The 16,311-nt window shown below is 76.5% G+C and carries 16 protein-coding genes and 1 riboswitch; of the genes, 9 read left to right on the forward strand and 7 right to left on the reverse strand.

Translation table 11 applies throughout. The features are described 5' to 3' along the window. Window positions 1-1,244: endonuclease Q family protein (locus ACFSJS_RS07085; protein WP_380897955.1), on the reverse strand; the 1,244-nt coding region annotated here is incomplete at its 3' end. Between the two features lie 202 nt (window positions 1,245-1,446). Beyond that, a riboswitch (guanidine-III (ykkC-III) riboswitch) is annotated at window positions 1,447-1,506 on the forward strand. A 52-nt stretch (window positions 1,507-1,558) separates the two neighbouring features. On the opposite strand from ACFSJS_RS07085, the gene ACFSJS_RS07090 reads away from it, so the two are divergent. After that, a complete protein-coding gene (locus tag ACFSJS_RS07090) occupies window positions 1,559-1,873 on the forward strand; it encodes a DMT family transporter (RefSeq protein WP_380897957.1) in 315 nt (104 codons plus the stop codon). Between the two features lie 88 nt (window positions 1,874-1,961). On the opposite strand, the gene ACFSJS_RS07095 is transcribed toward ACFSJS_RS07090, so the two are convergent. After that, the gene (locus tag ACFSJS_RS07095; RefSeq protein WP_380897959.1) at window positions 1,962-2,174 is read right to left on the reverse strand and encodes a hypothetical protein; all 213 of its coding nucleotides are present in this window, start codon (window positions 2,172-2,174) and stop codon (window positions 1,962-1,964) included. A 231-nt stretch (window positions 2,175-2,405) separates the two neighbouring features. Between ACFSJS_RS07095 and ACFSJS_RS07100 the strand changes: the two genes are divergently transcribed. The 6 genes from ACFSJS_RS07100 to ACFSJS_RS07125 all read left to right on the forward strand — a co-directional run bounded on the left by ACFSJS_RS07100 (window position 2,406) and on the right by ACFSJS_RS07125 (window position 8,064). Then, a complete protein-coding gene (locus tag ACFSJS_RS07100; RefSeq protein WP_380898320.1) occupies window positions 2,406-3,539 on the forward strand; it encodes an LLM class flavin-dependent oxidoreductase in 1,134 nt (377 codons plus the stop codon). A 54-nt stretch (window positions 3,540-3,593) separates the two neighbouring features. After that, window positions 3,594-4,214 (forward strand): FMN reductase, encoded by a 621-nt coding sequence (locus tag ACFSJS_RS07105; protein WP_380897961.1) that lies wholly within the window; start codon window positions 3,594-3,596, stop codon window positions 4,212-4,214. A gap of 49 nt (window positions 4,215-4,263) precedes the next feature. Next, on the forward strand, window positions 4,264-5,259 hold the full coding sequence (locus tag ACFSJS_RS07110; RefSeq protein ID WP_380897963.1) for an AraC family transcriptional regulator: 996 nt from the start codon (window positions 4,264-4,266) through the stop codon (window positions 5,257-5,259). A gap of 30 nt (window positions 5,260-5,289) precedes the next feature. Further along, window positions 5,290-5,757: a VOC family protein gene (locus tag ACFSJS_RS07115; protein ID WP_380897964.1), complete on the forward strand. Its 468-nt coding sequence runs from the start codon at window positions 5,290-5,292 to the stop codon at window positions 5,755-5,757. A gap of 122 nt (window positions 5,758-5,879) precedes the next feature. Further along, window positions 5,880-6,905 (forward strand): glutathione S-transferase family protein, encoded by a 1,026-nt coding sequence (locus ACFSJS_RS07120; protein WP_380897966.1) that lies wholly within the window; start codon window positions 5,880-5,882, stop codon window positions 6,903-6,905. A gap of 151 nt (window positions 6,906-7,056) precedes the next feature. Then, entirely contained in the window at window positions 7,057-8,064 is a 1,008-nt protein-coding gene (locus ACFSJS_RS07125; protein WP_380897967.1) for a zinc-binding dehydrogenase, read from the forward strand. Between the two features lie 187 nt (window positions 8,065-8,251). Here ACFSJS_RS07125 and snpA read toward each other — a convergent pair whose 3' ends face one another. Beyond that, window positions 8,252-8,908, reverse strand: coding sequence for a snapalysin (snpA, locus tag ACFSJS_RS07130; protein ID WP_380897968.1), 657 nt, complete (start codon window positions 8,906-8,908; stop codon window positions 8,252-8,254). Window positions 8,909-9,227: 319 nt separating this feature from the next. Between snpA and ACFSJS_RS07135 the strand changes: the two genes are divergently transcribed. After that, a complete protein-coding gene (locus tag ACFSJS_RS07135) occupies window positions 9,228-10,403 on the forward strand; it encodes a LysR family transcriptional regulator (RefSeq protein WP_380897970.1) in 1,176 nt (391 codons plus the stop codon). A gap of 13 nt (window positions 10,404-10,416) precedes the next feature. Here ACFSJS_RS07135 and ACFSJS_RS07140 read toward each other — a convergent pair whose 3' ends face one another. Continuing rightward, entirely contained in the window at window positions 10,417-10,620 is a 204-nt protein-coding gene (locus tag ACFSJS_RS07140) for a hypothetical protein (protein ID WP_380897972.1), read from the reverse strand. Window positions 10,621-11,189: 569 nt separating this feature from the next. Here ACFSJS_RS07140 and ACFSJS_RS07145 point away from each other — a divergent pair. Continuing rightward, window positions 11,190-11,822: a hypothetical protein gene (locus tag ACFSJS_RS07145; protein ID WP_380897974.1), complete on the forward strand. Its 633-nt coding sequence runs from the start codon at window positions 11,190-11,192 to the stop codon at window positions 11,820-11,822. A gap of 99 nt (window positions 11,823-11,921) precedes the next feature. Here ACFSJS_RS07145 and ACFSJS_RS07150 read toward each other — a convergent pair whose 3' ends face one another. From ACFSJS_RS07150 to ACFSJS_RS07160, 3 genes are all read right to left on the reverse strand, one after another. After that, on the reverse strand, window positions 11,922-12,776 hold the full coding sequence (locus ACFSJS_RS07150) for a dioxygenase family protein (RefSeq protein WP_380897976.1): 855 nt from the start codon (window positions 12,774-12,776) through the stop codon (window positions 11,922-11,924). Between the two features lie 92 nt (window positions 12,777-12,868). Further along, window positions 12,869-13,822 (reverse strand): AraC family transcriptional regulator, encoded by a 954-nt coding sequence (locus ACFSJS_RS07155; protein WP_380897979.1) that lies wholly within the window; start codon window positions 13,820-13,822, stop codon window positions 12,869-12,871. Between the two features lie 55 nt (window positions 13,823-13,877). After that, window positions 13,878-16,103 (reverse strand): neutral/alkaline non-lysosomal ceramidase N-terminal domain-containing protein, encoded by a 2,226-nt coding sequence (locus tag ACFSJS_RS07160; RefSeq protein ID WP_380897981.1) that lies wholly within the window; start codon window positions 16,101-16,103, stop codon window positions 13,878-13,880. Window positions 16,104-16,311: the final 208 nt, after the last annotated feature.

Genomic DNA, 16,311 nt, shown 5'->3' on the forward strand with positions numbered 1-16,311 from the left:
CCGTCCGGGCCGAGCACCGAGATCCTGCCGAACGTCCCGTCGTAGCCCGGGTCGCGCCGCACCCGGTGGGCGCGCAGCCGCTCGACCGCCTCGGCGACCTCCGGCTCCCCGGCCTCGCGGATCCTCTCCACGGGCACCTCCAGCAGCAGGGGCAGCTCGGGCCCCAGCGCACCGGTCAGGGAGTCGGTGCAGCGCCCCACGGACTTGCTCTTCGGCCCGACGCCCAGGATCTCGCCGGCGATCTCCGGCAGCGGGACGATCTTCCAGGCCCCGCCCGCGGTGGGCGGTCGCCGCCCGTCCGGGCGGTCGGCCAGCGCGTCGGCCCGGTGCAGCACGCCGATCGTCAGCCGCCTGCCGCACACCGGGCACCGCCCGCCGTGCGCCCGGGTCCGGGCGGGCTCCGTCCGCACGCCGCAGCCGCGGTGCCCGTCGAGGTGGTACTTGCCCGCCTCCGGGTAGAGGTCGACGGTGCCCGCGTACCCCTCGCCCGTCTCCAGGGCGCGGCGGAGCGCGAAGTAGTCGAGGCCGGTGGCGAAGACGGTGGCGTTGCGGCCCAGGGCGGGCGGGGAGTGCGCGTCGGAGTGGCTGACCAGCCGGAGGCGGTCCAGCGACGACACCCGCCAGTTCATCTCCGGGACGGAGGACAGGCCCGTCTCCAGCGCGAAGACGTGTCCGGCCAGGTCCCCGAAGCACTCGTCCACGCTGTCGAAACCGGACTTCGAGCCGAGGATGCCGAACCAGGGCGTCCAGGCGTGCGCCGGGACCAGGTAGGAGCCCTCCCCGGAGGCCAGCACGGCCTCCAGCAGGTCGCGGGCGTCCATCGCCAGCGCGGGCCGCCCGTTGGAGGCGAGGTCGCCGTGGGGGGCCAGGGCGCCGGTGAGGCGTTCGGCCTCCGCGAAGCCGGGCGCGTAGCACAGGTGGTGGATCCTGCGGCCCCGGCCGCCGCGCCGGTACTGGGTGGACACCTCCACCTGGAGCAGGAAGCGCAGGGGGCCGCGGCAGGAGGGCGGGAGCCCCTCCAGCACCGCGCGGTCCAGGTCGTCGCGGAGCCGGAACAGACCGGGCTCGGCGGGCACCAGCGACTCGCGCAGGACGCGCGACCACTCGGGGTGGGTGAAGTCTCCGGTGCCCAGCACGGTGATCCCCTTGCGCCGCGCCCAGTGGGCCAGGTGCGCCAGGTCGCTGTCGCGGCTGCAGGCCCTGCTGTGGCGGGAGTGGACGTGCAGATCGGCGTAGAAGCGCATGGACGCACGGATGCCCCGGTACGGCCCCGGCATGGGGTGCCGGGGGCGCGGGAGGGGGGAGGACCGGTCGGGACCGGCCGGTCCGGCGGCCGCGGAGCGGACCCGGTGCGCAGGGCGGGGCGGGGATCCGGCCCGCGCTCCCGGAAGGCGGGGACGGTGGGGGACCGCGGCGCCGCGTCCGGTCCGTGCCGGTGCTACGTTGTCGGTGGCGCCCCGCGCCCCGGACGAGCGCGTCGTACCCGGCAGGCCAAGACGACGCGGGTTTCTGTGCAGTCGCAGGCGGTGGAGTGCCGCCATCCGCAGGAGGTCGTGCCGTGTCCTGGGTCGTACTGGTCCTGTCCGGAGTGCTGGAGGCGGTGTGGGCCGCGGCGCTCTCCGCCTCGCAGGGGCTGAGCCGACTCAGGCCCAGCCTGCTCTTCCTCGCCGCCCTCGCCCTGAGCATGGGCGGCCTCGCCTACGCCCTGCGCGGCATCCCCATCGGCACCGGGTACGCGGTGTGGGTGGGCATCGGAGCCGTCGGCACGGCGCTGTACGGCATGGCCGCCCTCGGCGACCCGGTGTCGGCGGGCCGTGTCGTCTGCCTGGTGCTGATCGTGGCCGGGGTGGTGGGGCTGAAGGTCCTGGAGTGAGCGGCGGTCGGCCCGCGGGGGTGCCCGGCCCGGCGTGACGGGGCCGGGCCGGGCGTGCTCCGCGGCCGCCCGGGGCCTCCGGGCCGGTTCAGCCTCCCGCGCCGCCGGTGCCGCCCTCCGGGCCGGAGGTGTCCTTCCCGGGCGGTGCCGTACGCCGGGACCGTCCGTTCCCGGCGGGGTCGGTCCGTCCGGCGGCGGTCTCCGCGGACAGATGGCGGACGTGCTCCCGGGCGACCCGCTTCAGCCGCTCGCCCCGCTCGCCCCGCTCGGTCCGTTCCTTCTTGCGGTGGCGTCCGAACATGTGCGTCGCCCCCTGCCTCCGTGTGCGGTGTGCCCCTTCGCGGGCCGGTCCGGGGGACGCGGTTCCCCGGACCGGCCCGCCCATGCGTCCCGCGGCCCGCGGGTCCGTGCGGTCCGCGTCCCGGCGCCCCGTGCGCGGTGCGCGGCGGGAGGGGGGAAGGTGGGAATAGGGGAGCGGAGTCGGGCGTTCGGCGAAGTAATTGAACAATCAATAATCTGGGATGTGAGCGCAGTGCAGTTCGGGATCTTCTCCGTGGGAGACGTCACCACGGACCCCACCACGGGCCGTACGCCCACCGAACACGAGCGCATCGAGGCGATGGTCGCCATCGCCCTCAAGGCGGAGGAGGTCGGCCTCGACGTCTTCGCCACCGGCGAGCACCACAACCCGCCCTTCGTGCCGTCCTCGCCCACCACCATGCTGGGCTGGATCGCCGCCCGCACCGAGCGGCTGATCCTGTCCACCGCCACCACGCTCATCACCACCAACGACCCGGTGAAGATCGCGGAGGACTTCGCGATGCTCCAGCACCTGGCCGGCGGGCGCGTGGACGTGATGATGGGCCGGGGCAACACCGGACCGGTCTACCCGTGGTTCGGGCAGGACATCCGCCAGGGCATCCCGCTGGCCATCGAGAACTACGCGCTGCTGCACAAGCTGTGGCGGGAGGACGTGGTGGACTGGCAGGGCCGCTTCCGCACGCCCCTGCAGGGCTTCACCTCCACCCCCCGGCCGCTCGACGGCGTCCCGCCGTTCGTCTGGCACGGCTCCATCCGCAGCCCGGAGATCGCGGAGCAGGCCGCCTACTACGGCGACGGCTTCTTCCACAACAACATCTTCTGGCCCAAGGAGCACACCCAGCGCATGGTCGAGCTGTACCGGGAGCGCTTCGCCCACTACGGGCACGGCACCCCCGAGCAGGCGATCGTCGGACTCGGCGGCCAGGTGTTCATGCGCCGCACCTCCCAGGACGCGGTCCGCGAGTTCAGGCCGTACTTCGACAACGCCCCCGTCTACGGGCACGGGCCGTCGCTGGAGGAGTTCACCGAGCAGACCCCGCTCACGGTGGGCAGCCCCCAGCAGGTCATCGAGCGGACACTCACCTTCCGCGAGTACGCCGGCGACTACCAGCGCCAGCTCTTCCTGGTGGACCACGCCGGCCTGCCCCTCAAGACCGTCCTGGAGCAGATCGACATGCTCGGCGAGGAGGTCGTGCCCGTGCTGCGCAAGGAGTTCGCCGCACGCCGGCCGGCCGGCGTGCCGGACGCCCCGACCCACGCCGCGATGGTGGCCCGCCGCGACGCGGAGGCCGCCGGGACCGCCGCGAAGACGCCCGCCGGCGGCTCGTCCGGCACCCCGGCCTGACGGCCTCCGCCGCCGCACCGCGAACCGAACCGCACGACCCCTCGGGAGAGAACGATGGAACCCATCCGGCTCGCCGCCGTCTCGGCCGGCCTCGGACGCCCCTCCGCCACGCGCCTGCTGGCCGACCGCCTGGCCGAGGCGGCCAGGGCACGGCTCGCGGCGGACGGGCGCGAGGTCCGGGTGCGGGTGGTCGAACTGCGCGACCTGGCCGGCGACATCGCCAACAACCTGGTCACCGGCTTCCCCGGACCGGCCCTGCGCGAGGCCGTCGAGGCGGTCACCGGGGCGGACGGCCTGATAGCCGTCACCCCGGTCTTCACCGCCTCCTACAGCGGGCTGTTCAAGTCGTTCTTCGACGTGGTGGACAAGGACGCGCTGCGCGGGAAGCCCGTCCTCGTCGCCGCCACCGGCGGCACCGCCCGCCACTCCCTCGTCCTCGACCACGCCATGCGCCCCCTCTTCGCCTACCTGCGGGCCCTGGTGGTGCCCACCGGCGTCTACGCGGCCTCCGAGGACTGGGGCGGCGGGGACGGGCAGGCCGGCGAGCTGTCCGGGCGGATCCGGCGGGCGGGCGAGGAGCTGGCGGACCTGGTCGCCGCGCGGCCGCGCTCCGCGGAGGACGGCGGCGCCGTCACCCCCTTCGCCGAGCAGCTGGCGGCCCTGGGCCTCGACTGACCGGCGCCGGCCCGCGCGCCCGTCCGCCGGGGGGCCGATACTCGGAGGTGTGGGCCCCCCTCCCGGAACGGATCCGGCGGCCGCCCGCGCCCCGCGGCCGGGCGCCGGCGCCGCCGCCGCACCCGCCGACGAGTTCGTGCGCGGCCGCCCGGCCCCCGCGCTGCGGCCGTACGTCGCCCACTACACCGGCTACCGCCAGACCGGCCTGCCACCGGGCCTGCACCGCGGGCTGCCCTCCCCGCACCTGACGCTGATCCTCACCCTGGAGGACCGGCTCACCCTGGCGGGCCACCCCGACCCCGGGCAGCCGCCCGGCAGCTACGACACCCTGCTCGGCGGCCTCCACACGGCACCCGCGCTGATCGTCCGGGACGGCAGGCAGGCCGGCGTCCAGGTCGCGCTGGGCCCGCTGGGGGCGCGCGCCCTCCTGGGCACCCCGGCCGGCGAGCTGGCGCACCTGGACGTGCCCGCCGACGCCGTGCTGGGCCGGGCCGCGGCCGAACTCCACGACCGGCTGCGGGAGGCCCCCTCCTGGTCCGACCGCTTCGCCGTCCTCGACCAGGTGCTGTCGCGGCTGCTCGTCCCGGAGCGCACCGGGCCCGCGTGCGCCCTCGACCGGCTGGCCGGCGCCTGGCACCTGCTGCTGGCCTCCAAGGGCGCGGTCGCGGTCCCGGAGCTGGCCGGGGAGGCCGGCTGGAGCACCCGCCACCTCACGGCCCGGTTCCGCGCCGAGATCGGCCTGACCCCCAAGGAGGCCGCCCGGGTGGTGCGCTTCGACCGGGCGCGCCGCCTGCTGGCGGCCCGCGTCCTGCGGCCGGGAGGCCCCGGCCGGGGCCCGGCCGGGTTGGGACTGGCCGGGCTGGCGGTGGAGTGCGGGTACTTCGACCAGGCCCACCTGGCCCGGGAGTTCCGCGCGCTGGCCGGGTGCGCGCCGAGCCGCTGGCTGGAGCAGGAGTACGGCCGGGAGTTCCGAAACGTCCAAGCCGGCCGGGAGTCCGGAGGGGGAGGGTGGGAGGCGCAGGGGCTCGCCGGCGGCCGCCGGTGAGCCGGGTTCCCACCGAGGAGGACGACAGGCATGGACGGCACGGCACGCACTCCCGAGCCCCAGGTGTGGCCGACGCTGCGGGCCCGCGACGCCCTGGCGCTCATCCGCTTCCTGACCGAGGCGTTCGGCTTCCGGGAGGCGCTCGTCGTCACCGGGCAGGGCGCCGAGGCGGACACCGTCCACCACGCGGAGCTCTCCTGGCCCGAGGGCGGAGCGGTCATGCTCGGCTCGGTGCGCGGCGGCGGGGAGGACCCGTGGGCGCTGGAACCGGGGGGCTTCGGCGCCTACGCCGTCACCGCCGACCCCGACGCGCTCTTCGCGCGGGCCCGCGCCGCCGGGGCGGAGGTGCTCCGGGAGCCGTACGACACCGACCACGGCTCCCGCGACTTCCTCGTCCGCGACCCCGAGGGCAACCGCTGGTGCTTCGGCACCTACCGGGGCGCGCCGCGCACGGGTAGCGGGCAGGTGCCCGCCCGAGCCGGGGCGCCCCGGGACTGAGCGCCGGAGCCGAGGGCCGGGCCTGCCGCCGGGCCGGCCGGGGCGCCGGACCCGCCGGGATGCCGGGGGGCGGAGCGGGTAGGCGTCCCGTCCCGCACCCCGGACCGGAGGGAGACGGCCGCATGACCACCGTCGGCAACCCCGGCAGCACCACTGCCGAGTACGAGCGGGCCCCGAGCCGCTTCACCGACCGCATCACCGCGGACGGCCGGGACGGCTGGCCGGCCGAGGCGGGGCGGTACCGGCTGGTGGTCAGCCGGGCCTGCCCCTGGGCGAGCCGCGCGCTGGTCGTGCGGCGGCTCCTGGGGCTGGAGGACGCGATCTCCCTGGCCGTCGTGGACCCCCTCCAGGACGAGCGGAGCTGGCGCTTCACCCTCGATCCGGACGGCAGGGACCCGGTGCTGGGCATCGCCTTCCTCGGCGAGGCCTACGCCGCCCGCGACCCCGGCCACGACGGCGGGATCAGCGTTCCGGCACTCGTCGACGTCCCCAGCGGCAGGCTCGTCACCAACGACTACGCGCAGATCACCCTGGACCTCGCCACCGAGTGGACCGCGCTGCACCGCGAGGGCGCGCCGGACCTGTACCCGGAGCCGCTGCGCGACGAGATCGACGAGGTGGCCGAGGACGTCCACCGGAACCTCAACAACGGCGTCTACCTGGCCGGTTTCGCCAAGAGCCAGCGGGCCTACGAGCGGGCCTACCGGAACCTGTTCGCCTGCTGGGACCGGCTGTCGGAACGCCTGTCCACACGGCGCTACCTGGTCGGGGACACCATCACCGAGGCCGACGTGCGGCTGTTCACCACGCTGGTGCGCTTCGACGCCGTCTACCACGGGCACTTCAAGTGCAACCGCAACAAGCTCGCCGAGGACCCGGTGCTGTGGGCCTACGCCCGAGACCTGTTCCAGACCCCCGGCTTCGGCGACACCGTCGACTTCGACCACATCAAGCGGCACTACTACCGGGTCCACACCGACATCAACCCCACGCAGGTCGTTCCGCTGGGCCCGGACGCCTCCGGGTGGTCGGCCCCGCACCACCGCGAGGAGCTGGGCGGGCGCCCCTTCGGGGACGGGACCCCTCCGGGGCCGCCCGCCGCCGAGGAGGTGCCGCCGCGGGGCCGGGCGGGAGCCCCCGGAGCCTGAGCCGGCGCACGGCGCCCCCGGCCCCCGGTCCGCGCCGCGCCCGGCCTCCCCGCCGCCGTGCCTTTCCGGGCGCGTCCCCCGGGCGTCCCCCGTCCGTCCCGGGGTACTCCGGCGGGGCGGGCAGGAACGCAGGCACCGACGCGGAAGCCGGGTGATCACCGTGCTGGCCGGACGACTCGACGTGAGGAACCGCATCTTCTCGGTGGAGGAGGTGCCCACTCCGCGCCCCGGACCGGGCGAGGTGCTGGTCAAGGTGGAGGCCGCGGGGGTGTGCCTGTCGGACGTGCACCTGATCGACGGAACGCTCACCCCGCGCCACCTCCGCGGCGGCACCGTCACCCTCGGCCACGAGACCGCGGGCGTCGTCGCCGAGCCGGGCGGGGGCGTGACCCGCTGGCAGCGCGGCCGGCGCGTCCTCCTCCAGGCGGGGGAGGAGCGCGACGGGGCGGTGTGGACCCGCGGCGTGGACTACGACGGCGGCTGGGCGGAGTACGCGGTGGCGACGGAGTCGACCCTGGTGGAGATCCCGGACGACCTGCCCTTCGAGCAGGCCGCGATCATCCCGGACGCGGTCTCCACCCCGTGGGCCGCCATCACCGCCACCGCCCGCGTCGAGCCCGCGCGGCCGGCCGGCGTGTGGGGCGCGGGCGGTCTGGGCGCGCACGCCGTGCAGCTGCTGCGCCTCGTCGGCGCCGTGCCCGTCGTCGCGGTCGATCCGGCTCCCGGGGCGCGCGAGCGGGCCCTGGCCTTCGGAGCCGACGCGGTGTTCTCCCCGGACGATCCCGAGCTGGCCGCCCGGGTGAGGGAGGCGGCCGGCGGGGGACTGGCCGCCGCGTTCGACTTCGCGGGGGTCCCGGAGGTGCGGGAGCAGGCGGTGGGGTGCCTGGGCCGGGGCGGCCGGCTGGTTCTGGTCGGGCTCACCGACCGGCCGCTGACCATCAGCGACGGCACCGCCTTCAGCTACTTCCAGCAGCAGGTGCTGGGGCACTACGGCTCGTCGGACGAGCACGTGGAGCAGCTCGTGGCCCTGGTGCGGGGGCACCGGCTGGAGTTCTCGCGGTCGGTCGGCGGGGTCCTGCCGCTGGCGGAGGCGCGCGAGGCGGTGGACCGGCTGCTGCGCGGGCGGGACAACCCGGTCCGCCTGGTCCTCAGGCCCTGACGCCCCGCGGGGACGGCGCCCCGCCGCGGGACGTGCGGGGCGCCGCGCCGCGGTGACGTCCGGCGCCGGACAGGGGCTCGATCCTCCTGTCCGGCGCCGGGGGTGTGGGGCCGCCGGCCCGGCACCGGTGGGGGACGGTGCCGGACCGGCGGAGGAACCGCGGTGGTCGGTGCCGGGCGGCGGCCGGTCAGCGGGCCTTGGCCGCCGCCTCCTTCTGGAAGGCGCTCAGGCCGGAGGCCCAGATCTGGTTGACCCGGCTGCGCTCGGCCGCGTTGGGGTGGGCGTTGGTGCACGACGGGCCCGGGCCGCCGCCGGACATCAGCTCGCTGCACGGACCGGAGTAGTGGTCCGGCAGACCGAGCACGTGACCGGTCTCGTGCGAGGTGACGCGGGTGGAGTTGTAGACCTGGTTCTGCCGGTAGTCCAGGAAGATGTAGCCGTTGCCGCGGCCGTCGGTGCTGGCGTAGGAGCCGCGCGCGTCGTTGCCCTCGTAGTAGCGGAAGTCGGCGTTGCTGCCCGAGACCAGCCGCACGTTGGTGACGGAGGAGTTCCAGATCTGGGCGCTGCGGGCTATCTGGGTGGCGAAGGAGGGGGCCCGGCTGGCGTCGTAGACGACCGTGACGGCCTGCGCGCCGGCGGTGTCCTGCTTGGAGAGCGCGGACTCCATCACGGCCTCGAAGAAGGCCCTGGTGTTGGCCTTGTCCTCGGCGGAGCCGGCGTAGGCGGCGACGGAGGCGGGGAGCCGGTCGGCGGGGGCGGGGGCGGCCGCGGCGGGAACGGCCGCGATGCTCATGGTCATGCCAAGACCGAAGGTGAGCGAGAGGGCCAGTCTGGAGGACTTCATGTGGGGGGTCTCCTTCTCCTCTTCTCGTGTTCGCCCGCGAACCCGGGGGGTCGTGCCGAGGGGGGCCGGGTCCGGCGGAGGAACCCCGAACGCCCAGAATTCTGTTGGACTTCGGTGCCGCCGGGATGATGTCAGCTGGTGATAGCACCAGGGCATCACCCCCATGTCTCCGGCCGATCACCCCCCGTACTCCCGCGCGGCGCCGGCGCGTGCGGCACCGACGCGTTCCGCACGGGGCGCCGGGGGAGTTCCGGGCAAGCGGTTCCGGTGTTGTTCGCCGGACTGGTGCGGCCAGTTGGGGCATCGTTATCCTCCAGGTGTGGAGCTCGACGTGAGGCATCTGCGCGTGCTGTGCGCCATCGCCGACACGGGCAGCGTCCGCAAGGCGGCGCTGAGCCTCGGCATGAGCCAGCCCTCCCTGACCACGCAGCTCCGCCGGATCGAGAACGCCATCGGGGGACGGCTGTTCACCCGGGAGCGCACCGGCAGTCGTCCGACGGCCCTGGGGCGGGCCGTGCTCCGCCGCGCCCGTCCGATCGTCGCGGACATGGCGTCCCTGGTGAGGGAGGCCAGGAGCGCGGCGGCCCTCGCGGGGGAGGCGCGGCTGCGGATCGGCAGCACCGCCAGCCGGGCCGTCGCCGGGTGGATGCGCAGGCTCCGCACCCGCTTCCCCGGCACCGACACCACCCTCCACATCGACGTCTCGGCCGACGCGCTGCTCCAGACGGTGGCGGACGGGCGGCTGGACGCGGCCTTCGTCCACGAGCCGGAGGGGTTCTGGCTGCGCCTGCCGGCGGACGTCGAGCAGCACGTGCTCGTCGACCGCGAACCGCAGTTCGTCGCCCTGCCCGAGTGCCACCCCCGGGCCGCCGAACCGGTGGTCGACATGGCGGACCTCGCCGCCGACCAGTGGCTCGTCGACCTGACGGCGGACGACGAGTGGGTGGCCACGCGCCGGGCGCTGAAGGCCGCCGGGATAGAACCGCGCATGGTCCACGTGCCCGACAACACCACCGCCGCGGCGCTGATCGCCGACGGCGAGGCGGTCAGCGTGTGCCAGCCCATATCGCAGCAGCGCCAGGGGATGGTCATCCGCCCGCTGCGCGGGGACCCGCTGGCGGTGCGCCTGTCACTGCTGTGCCGCTCCGACGGGCGGGCGGCCGCGGAGGTCGACGGGCTCTACGCCGACCTCCTGGAGGCCTACGCGGAGGCGGCCTGGGCCAGCCCCGTCTACCGCCGGTGGCTGCTGCACCACGGCAGCACGCTGCCGCTCCCGCCGGAAGGCGGCCGCGTGCCGCCGTCCGGGGCCGGGGTGGTGGACGCGGGCCTCTCCGGCGCGGACGGCGCGGGCGGGGCGGGGGAGATGAGCGGGATGGAGGGCACGCCCTCCGCGGCGGCGGCGGAGCGCGCCCGCGGCGCGCGGCCCGTACCGCACCGCGGCCTGCACCCGGTCCTGCGCGCCGCGGCCGTCCCGGGCACGCCCCGGTCACGGTGATCCGCGGCCGGACTCAGCCGCCGGAGCCGGCCTCCTCCGGGGCGCCGGGGCCGGGCCGGGGCGGGTGCCGGGGCGGGTCCGGCGCCGGCTCGACCGTGTGGAAGCACTGGGTGCACACGTAACCGCCCCGCGGCCCCTCCTGGACCGCCCACCCGCACTGGGAGCAGTGCATCACGGCGGCGTCGGGGGCGGGCAGGCCCGAGTGCGGGGGCGTCATCCGGCCGCCCCGCGGGGCCGGCGCCCGCCGGGTCCCGGTGTGCCCGGTACGGCCGGTATGACCGTGGTGCCGTCCGTGGTGGTGCAGCCCACCGGCAGTTCCCCTCCCGCCGTGCTCCCTCGGTGCCCGACCGCGCCCGCCGGCCGTGCCGTGCCACGGGTCACCGTAGCCCGGTGCGGCGCGGGGTGGCGAGAGGCGGCTTCCGGCCGCCCGGGGCCGCGGCGCCTTCCGGCCGCGGCGGGTGCCGGCGCCCTCCCGCGGGGCGCGGTGCGGGGGCGCCGGGGCCCGGCGGCGGGGGGTGTGAGCAAGGACACCCGTGCCCCACGGCCGCTGCGCCGGGCGGGGGTTGGGCGGGAGGACGGGCCCGCCGGCCGGCTCGTCCTCCCACCGGACGGGGGCCGTCTGTGAGGATGGACCACCACCGGGCCCGCACCCGCCGGCCCCGTCACCGCCCCCGGCGATCCACGGCCGGCGGGGCCCCGGAGCTGCTGGTTCCGGCGGACCGAGGGGGCGACCGCCGTCGTTACCATCGAAGACCGCAATCCGCTCCCTCCGATCGCGGGGCCAGCATGTCTGCCGATCTCTCCTCCGTCATAGCCGCCACCACCCGGTGGCTGGTCCGGTCCTACCCCACCGCCGGCGGGGTGCTCAGCGCCTCCCTGGCCGAGGCGCAGGCCCGGCAGGCGGTCACCGTCGCGGCCTGGCTGCGCTATCCGACGCCGCTGGACGCCGCGCTGGTGGTGATGGCCGGACCGGGCGGCGCCCTGCGGCTGGACCGGATCTCCGGCGCGGCCCCGCCGGAACCCCCCGGTGCGGGCGCCGCCCCGGAGCGCGCGGGCGGCGACGGGGCGGGGACGCCCGCCGGCATGCCGTGGATCCCGGTGCCCCGCGAGCCGGGCGAGACGGGCGGCGGCTGGCGCACCTGGGTGGACGAGGTGCTGGCCAGTTGGGCGGCCTGCCTGCTGACCTCGCCCGCGCTGGCGGACGAGGCGGTGGCCGCGGCCCTGCGCGGCGAGCACGCCCGGGGGCTGCCGGTCGACTTCCGCCGGCTGACGGCCCCCGACGGGCTCGACCGGGAGGCCGCCCCCCTCCTGCGCCACCCCGACCTGATGGCGCCCGTCGCCGACCTGCACCGGGCCGGCCTGCTGGAGTGCCTGGGCGCGCACCGCGGTCCGGGGGCCGGGGCCGTCGCGGCGGACTGACGCCCCGGCCCCCGCCGTCCCGGAGCCGTTCCCCGTCCCGTCCGGCCCCGGGAGCCCGGCGGGGGGCGCCGCCCCGCGGCCGCGCCCCCCGCCGGGCTCTCACAGCCTCCGCCACAGGGCCGGGGCGTTCGGCGGCTCCCAGCCCGCCTGGGAGCGGTGGCCCTGGAGGCACCCGTAGGAGGCGCCGCCGTGCTCCACCCGGTCGCCCGGCCGGTAGTCGGTGCCCGCACGCCAGGTGCCGCCGGGTCCCGGGGGCGGGGTGGTGGGCGGCGGGGCCCCCTCCGCGTCGAGGACGAAGTCGAACGTCGCCTCCTTCCCCGGGCCGACCGTCCGCACGGTCATCAGCAGCGCCGGGTCGAAGATCGCGTCCGTGGAGTTGCGCGGCTCACCGGGGAAGTAGAGCTGGGTGGTGAGCACGGGCCTGCCGGGGGCCTGCGCCTTGACGTGGATGTGCCGGGTGCGGCCCGGATACAGCCCGGGGACGATCGTGGTGAGCTCGAAGGCCCCCCGCCCGTCGGTGTACTGGTGGCCGCGGAACCGGTGGCCGGCGTTGTCGTAGGCGCCGTCGTCGTCGGCCTGCCAGAAGTCCAGCAGCACGCCGGCGAGGGGCCGGCACGAGAGCCCGAAGACGTGTCCGGTGACGGTCAGGGGCGTGCCCCGCGTCCCCGGCTCGACCAGCGAGGTGCGGCGCGGCGAGTGCGGCTTGAAGTACGGGCCCTCCATCTGCGGGGGAGTCGGGTCGTCCCCGTCGTCGCAGTACGGGGTCGGTGCGAGCCGTCCGCCTTCCCCGGCGGGGGACCGGAGCGAGCGGGCCAGGGCCGGTGCGCCGCCCAGCAGCAGGGGCACGGGGGCGGCCAGCAGCGCGCCCTTCAGCAGTCCCTTGCGGCTGATGGGGGTGCGGCCCGGCTCCCGGGGCCCGGGTGGGGCGGAGTGGGGGGTGCTCTCGTCTGCCACGGTCTTCTCCCGGATGTCGGAGGTAAGGTACGGACCTTTCGCGAGCAGGTCCGAACCTATGCGGGGTCCGGGAGAGGGGCGATGGACTCGTTTCAGGGATCGTGGTGATTCGGCACGCTCCGCCCGCCCCGCTCCGCCGCGCGCGTCCGGTCGCGGAAGGACCCCGGGGTCAGACCGGTCTCGCGGCGGAAGAACCGGCAGAAGTACGCCGGGTCGGCGAAACCCGCCTGCCGGGCGACCTGTCCGACGGTCAGCTCGGTGCCCGCCAGCAGCCGCTTGGCCTCCAGCACCCGCGCCCTCCGCAGCAGTTGCCCGGGAGTGCGCCCGGTGGCGCGCTTGACCACCTCGTCCAGGTGGCCCACCGACACCCCCAGCCGTGCCGCGCACTCGCGCACCGACAGCCCGCCGGCACCGGGCCGCTCCAGCAGCTCGGCGAAGGACCGGGACAGCTCGCCGGCCCGGCCCGCGGGGCCGTCCGCGACTCCCCCCGCGGCGCGGTCCGCCCGGGGGTCCGCCCGCCCGCCGGCGGGGACGGGCGCACCGCAGGGCAGCCGGCCCGCGCGCACCAGGAGCACGTGGAGGTAGGACCGCAGGACGGGGACGAACCCCTCGCCCCGGAGGCGGTACTCCCGCTCCATCTCGCGCAGCAGCGCCGAGAACCGCACCGCCTCGCCGGGCGGGGGGCGCCGCCACGGCCGCTCGCGCAGGGCCCGCAGCGCCCGGCGGATCTCCGGACGCGCCGAGAGGAAGTCGTCGGTGAACAGCACCACCCAGCCGTCCAGCCCCGAGGCCCGGTGCCAGTGGTGCACCTGGCCGGGGAAGACCAGGCACAGGTCCGGCGGGTCCAGCGGCCAGGTCGCCGCGTCGACCACGTGCGTGCCCCGGCCGCCGCAGAGGTAGACGACCTCGTGGAAGACGTGCCGGTGCGGGAAGGAGGCCCGGGAGAGCGGGCCGATGGTGTCGAAGGAGCCGATGGCGAAGGGCAGGACGTCGGGCGCCGGCACCTGGAGCCGGTGCAGCGGTACCGGGCCGTCCGTCGTCGTCACGCCGCCTCCTCCGCGTCGCCCGGGCCCCGCGGCCGCCGCGGGGCCCCCGTCCGGCTCAGGCGTCCGGCCGCACCGCCGCCGCGGGGCCGGGCGCGACCCGGCCGAGGACCGCGAACGTCCGGGTGGTCCCCGAGAACGAGCGGACGCCGCCCAGCAGGGAGCGGGCGTCGCCGTGGTAGCGGATGCGGTACTCGCCGGGGACGGCCCCGGCGGGCACGTCCCAGGTGACGGTCGCCCGCGAGGCGGCGATCCCGTCGCGCTCCCACCGGAAGGCCGTGGACCAGTCCCCGTCGTCGGCGACGGTGCGCCAGGTGCCGCCCTCGCGCCGCTCCACCCGCAGGTAGGTGCTGCCCCGGTGCAGGTCGTTGCCGGGGTGGGCGCCGGCGAAGACGGCGGTGACGCGCTCACCGGGCCGGTAGCCCTCGCCGGGCTGCTCCAGCACGTCCCCGAAGGAGCGCCCCGGCTGCGGCGCGTCCAGCACGATCGGCGGCTGGAGGGAGAGGGCCTTGCCCGTGAGGTCGGGCGGGGGAGTCCCGGCCGGCAGGTCCCGCCCCTCGCGCAGGGCCCGCGCCAGCCGGGCCGCCGTCTGCTGGAGCGCGGGGAGCTGCCAGCGGCCGAAGAGGGTGCTGCCGCCCTCGTAGTGCTGGGCGTCGTACTCCTCGGGTGTGGTGACGTAGTGGAAGTAGGCGTTGGCGTAGCCCGCCACCAGGACGTCCTCGACCTCCGCGCCCACGATGCCGGCGACGGTGCGCCGCAGCCTCAGCCCGGCTCCGACGGTGACCTCGCCGGGGATGCCGACGAGGTGCAGCCGCCCGATCCGCACCAGCTGGACGGGGACGGTCTCCTGCACCCAGGGCAGGACGCGGTTCATCTCCCCGATCGGCACGGCGATGCCCTTGGGGGCGTGGGCGTCGCGCAGCTCCGGGGAGACGGCGTAGACCACCGAGTGGGAGATCGCGTCCCAGAAGGGGTTCTCGCCCTCGGTGAAGCCGGGGAAGGCCGGGCCGTCCTCCAGGCTGCCGGCCGCCATGGCGGCGCCGACGGCCGGCTTGGCGGTCCGGTGGGTGCGTCCGTCGCCGGTGAACTCCGGTTCCACGGTGACGCCGGAGAGGTCCACGTACACCAGCCGGGAGTCCACGCCCCCGGACAGGGGCGTGCCGGGGCGCTCCAGCTGGCGGGCGGCGGCCTCGTACTGGAGCAGGCCGTTGGCGCGGGTGGCGGCGAAGTCCTCCGGGGTGGCCGGGGGCTCCAGGTCCAGGTTGGGGGACATGTCGCCGGCGTTGGTCTGGGCGAAGGCGCAGACCACCTCGGGGCCGGTGCCGGCGAGGTAGTCGCCGCCGGCCGCCTCCCGCTCCCAGCGGTAGGCGGCGTAGCCCTTGTTGTCGGCGCTGACCAGCCGGTTGTCGCCGGACATGCTGGTGCAGTGGGTGGCGAACCAGTTGACGGCGCCCACCAGGCGTCCCTGCCGCTCGATCCGCAGCAGGGTGGTGAGGGGGTCGATCGCGTCGGGGAAGTGGTCCTTGACGTCGGCGGGGTTGCGGTCGAAGGCGGCGCGCGAGCGGTTGGTGCTCGCGCCGTGGAGCTCGCCGCGGGACAGGGACAGCTCGGCGGGGGCCAGGTCGGCGTGGGCCCGTGCGACGGCCTCGGTGATGCCGCGCACGACCGCCTCGAAGGTCTTGGCGTGGAAGCCGAGCGTGGTGAGGTTGTAGAGCAGGTGGTGGGAGTAGCCGCCCGGTCCGGCGTGGGTGTGGGTGGCGGTGATCATCACGTTCCGGTCGGTGTAGAGGCCGCCGTACCGCTCGCCCAGGCGGCCGAGCACCTCCCGGTGCACGCTGGAGAAGATCATCGGGGAGTCGACCACGACCAGCACCACCCGCTCGCCGGCGGTGCCGTCCGCGGCCCGCTCGGCGACGACGAAGGCGCGGGCCCGCAGCCGCGTGTGCAGTCCCCGGGCCTGCTGGTCGGTGCGTCCGTAGCCCATCATGCCGACCTCCGCCACCTCGCCGGTGGCGTCGGCGATCCCGCGTCCCACCAGGTAGCCGTCCCGGCCCTGCCCGGCGGCTGCGGTGCGGGCGGCCGCCGCGGGTGCGGGGAGGCCGGTCAGGCCGAGCCCGGCGGCCGCGGCCGTGGCACGCAGGACGTGCCGCCGGCTGCGGCCGGCGGCACCCGCCGGGGGCGGCGCGCCCCTCCCCGCGGCCGGGGCCGTCCCCCCGGGCCTTCCGGTCCGTGCTGCCGGGGCGTCGCCGGACGGCTCGCGCCGCGGCCCTCGCGGATCGCTCATGTGCGCTCCTCACGGTGCTGCGGGGGTGCCGCCGGTCCACCAGCGGTCGATGTGAGCATGACACCGGTGTGCCGCGCGGACAATCCGCCGGGGCCGGACGGAGTGGGGTCTTCCGGATCCGCCGCGCGCGGCCCTTACGGCACCGGCGGCAATTGCATACGCTTGATAAAGGCAGGCGCTCTCTTTTGTGCGCGGTTAACCTGGGGGC

The sequence above is a fragment of the Streptomyces desertarenae genome, assembly GCF_042681365.1.
Taxonomy (GTDB): domain Bacteria; phylum Actinomycetota; class Actinomycetes; order Streptomycetales; family Streptomycetaceae; genus Streptomyces; species Streptomyces desertarenae.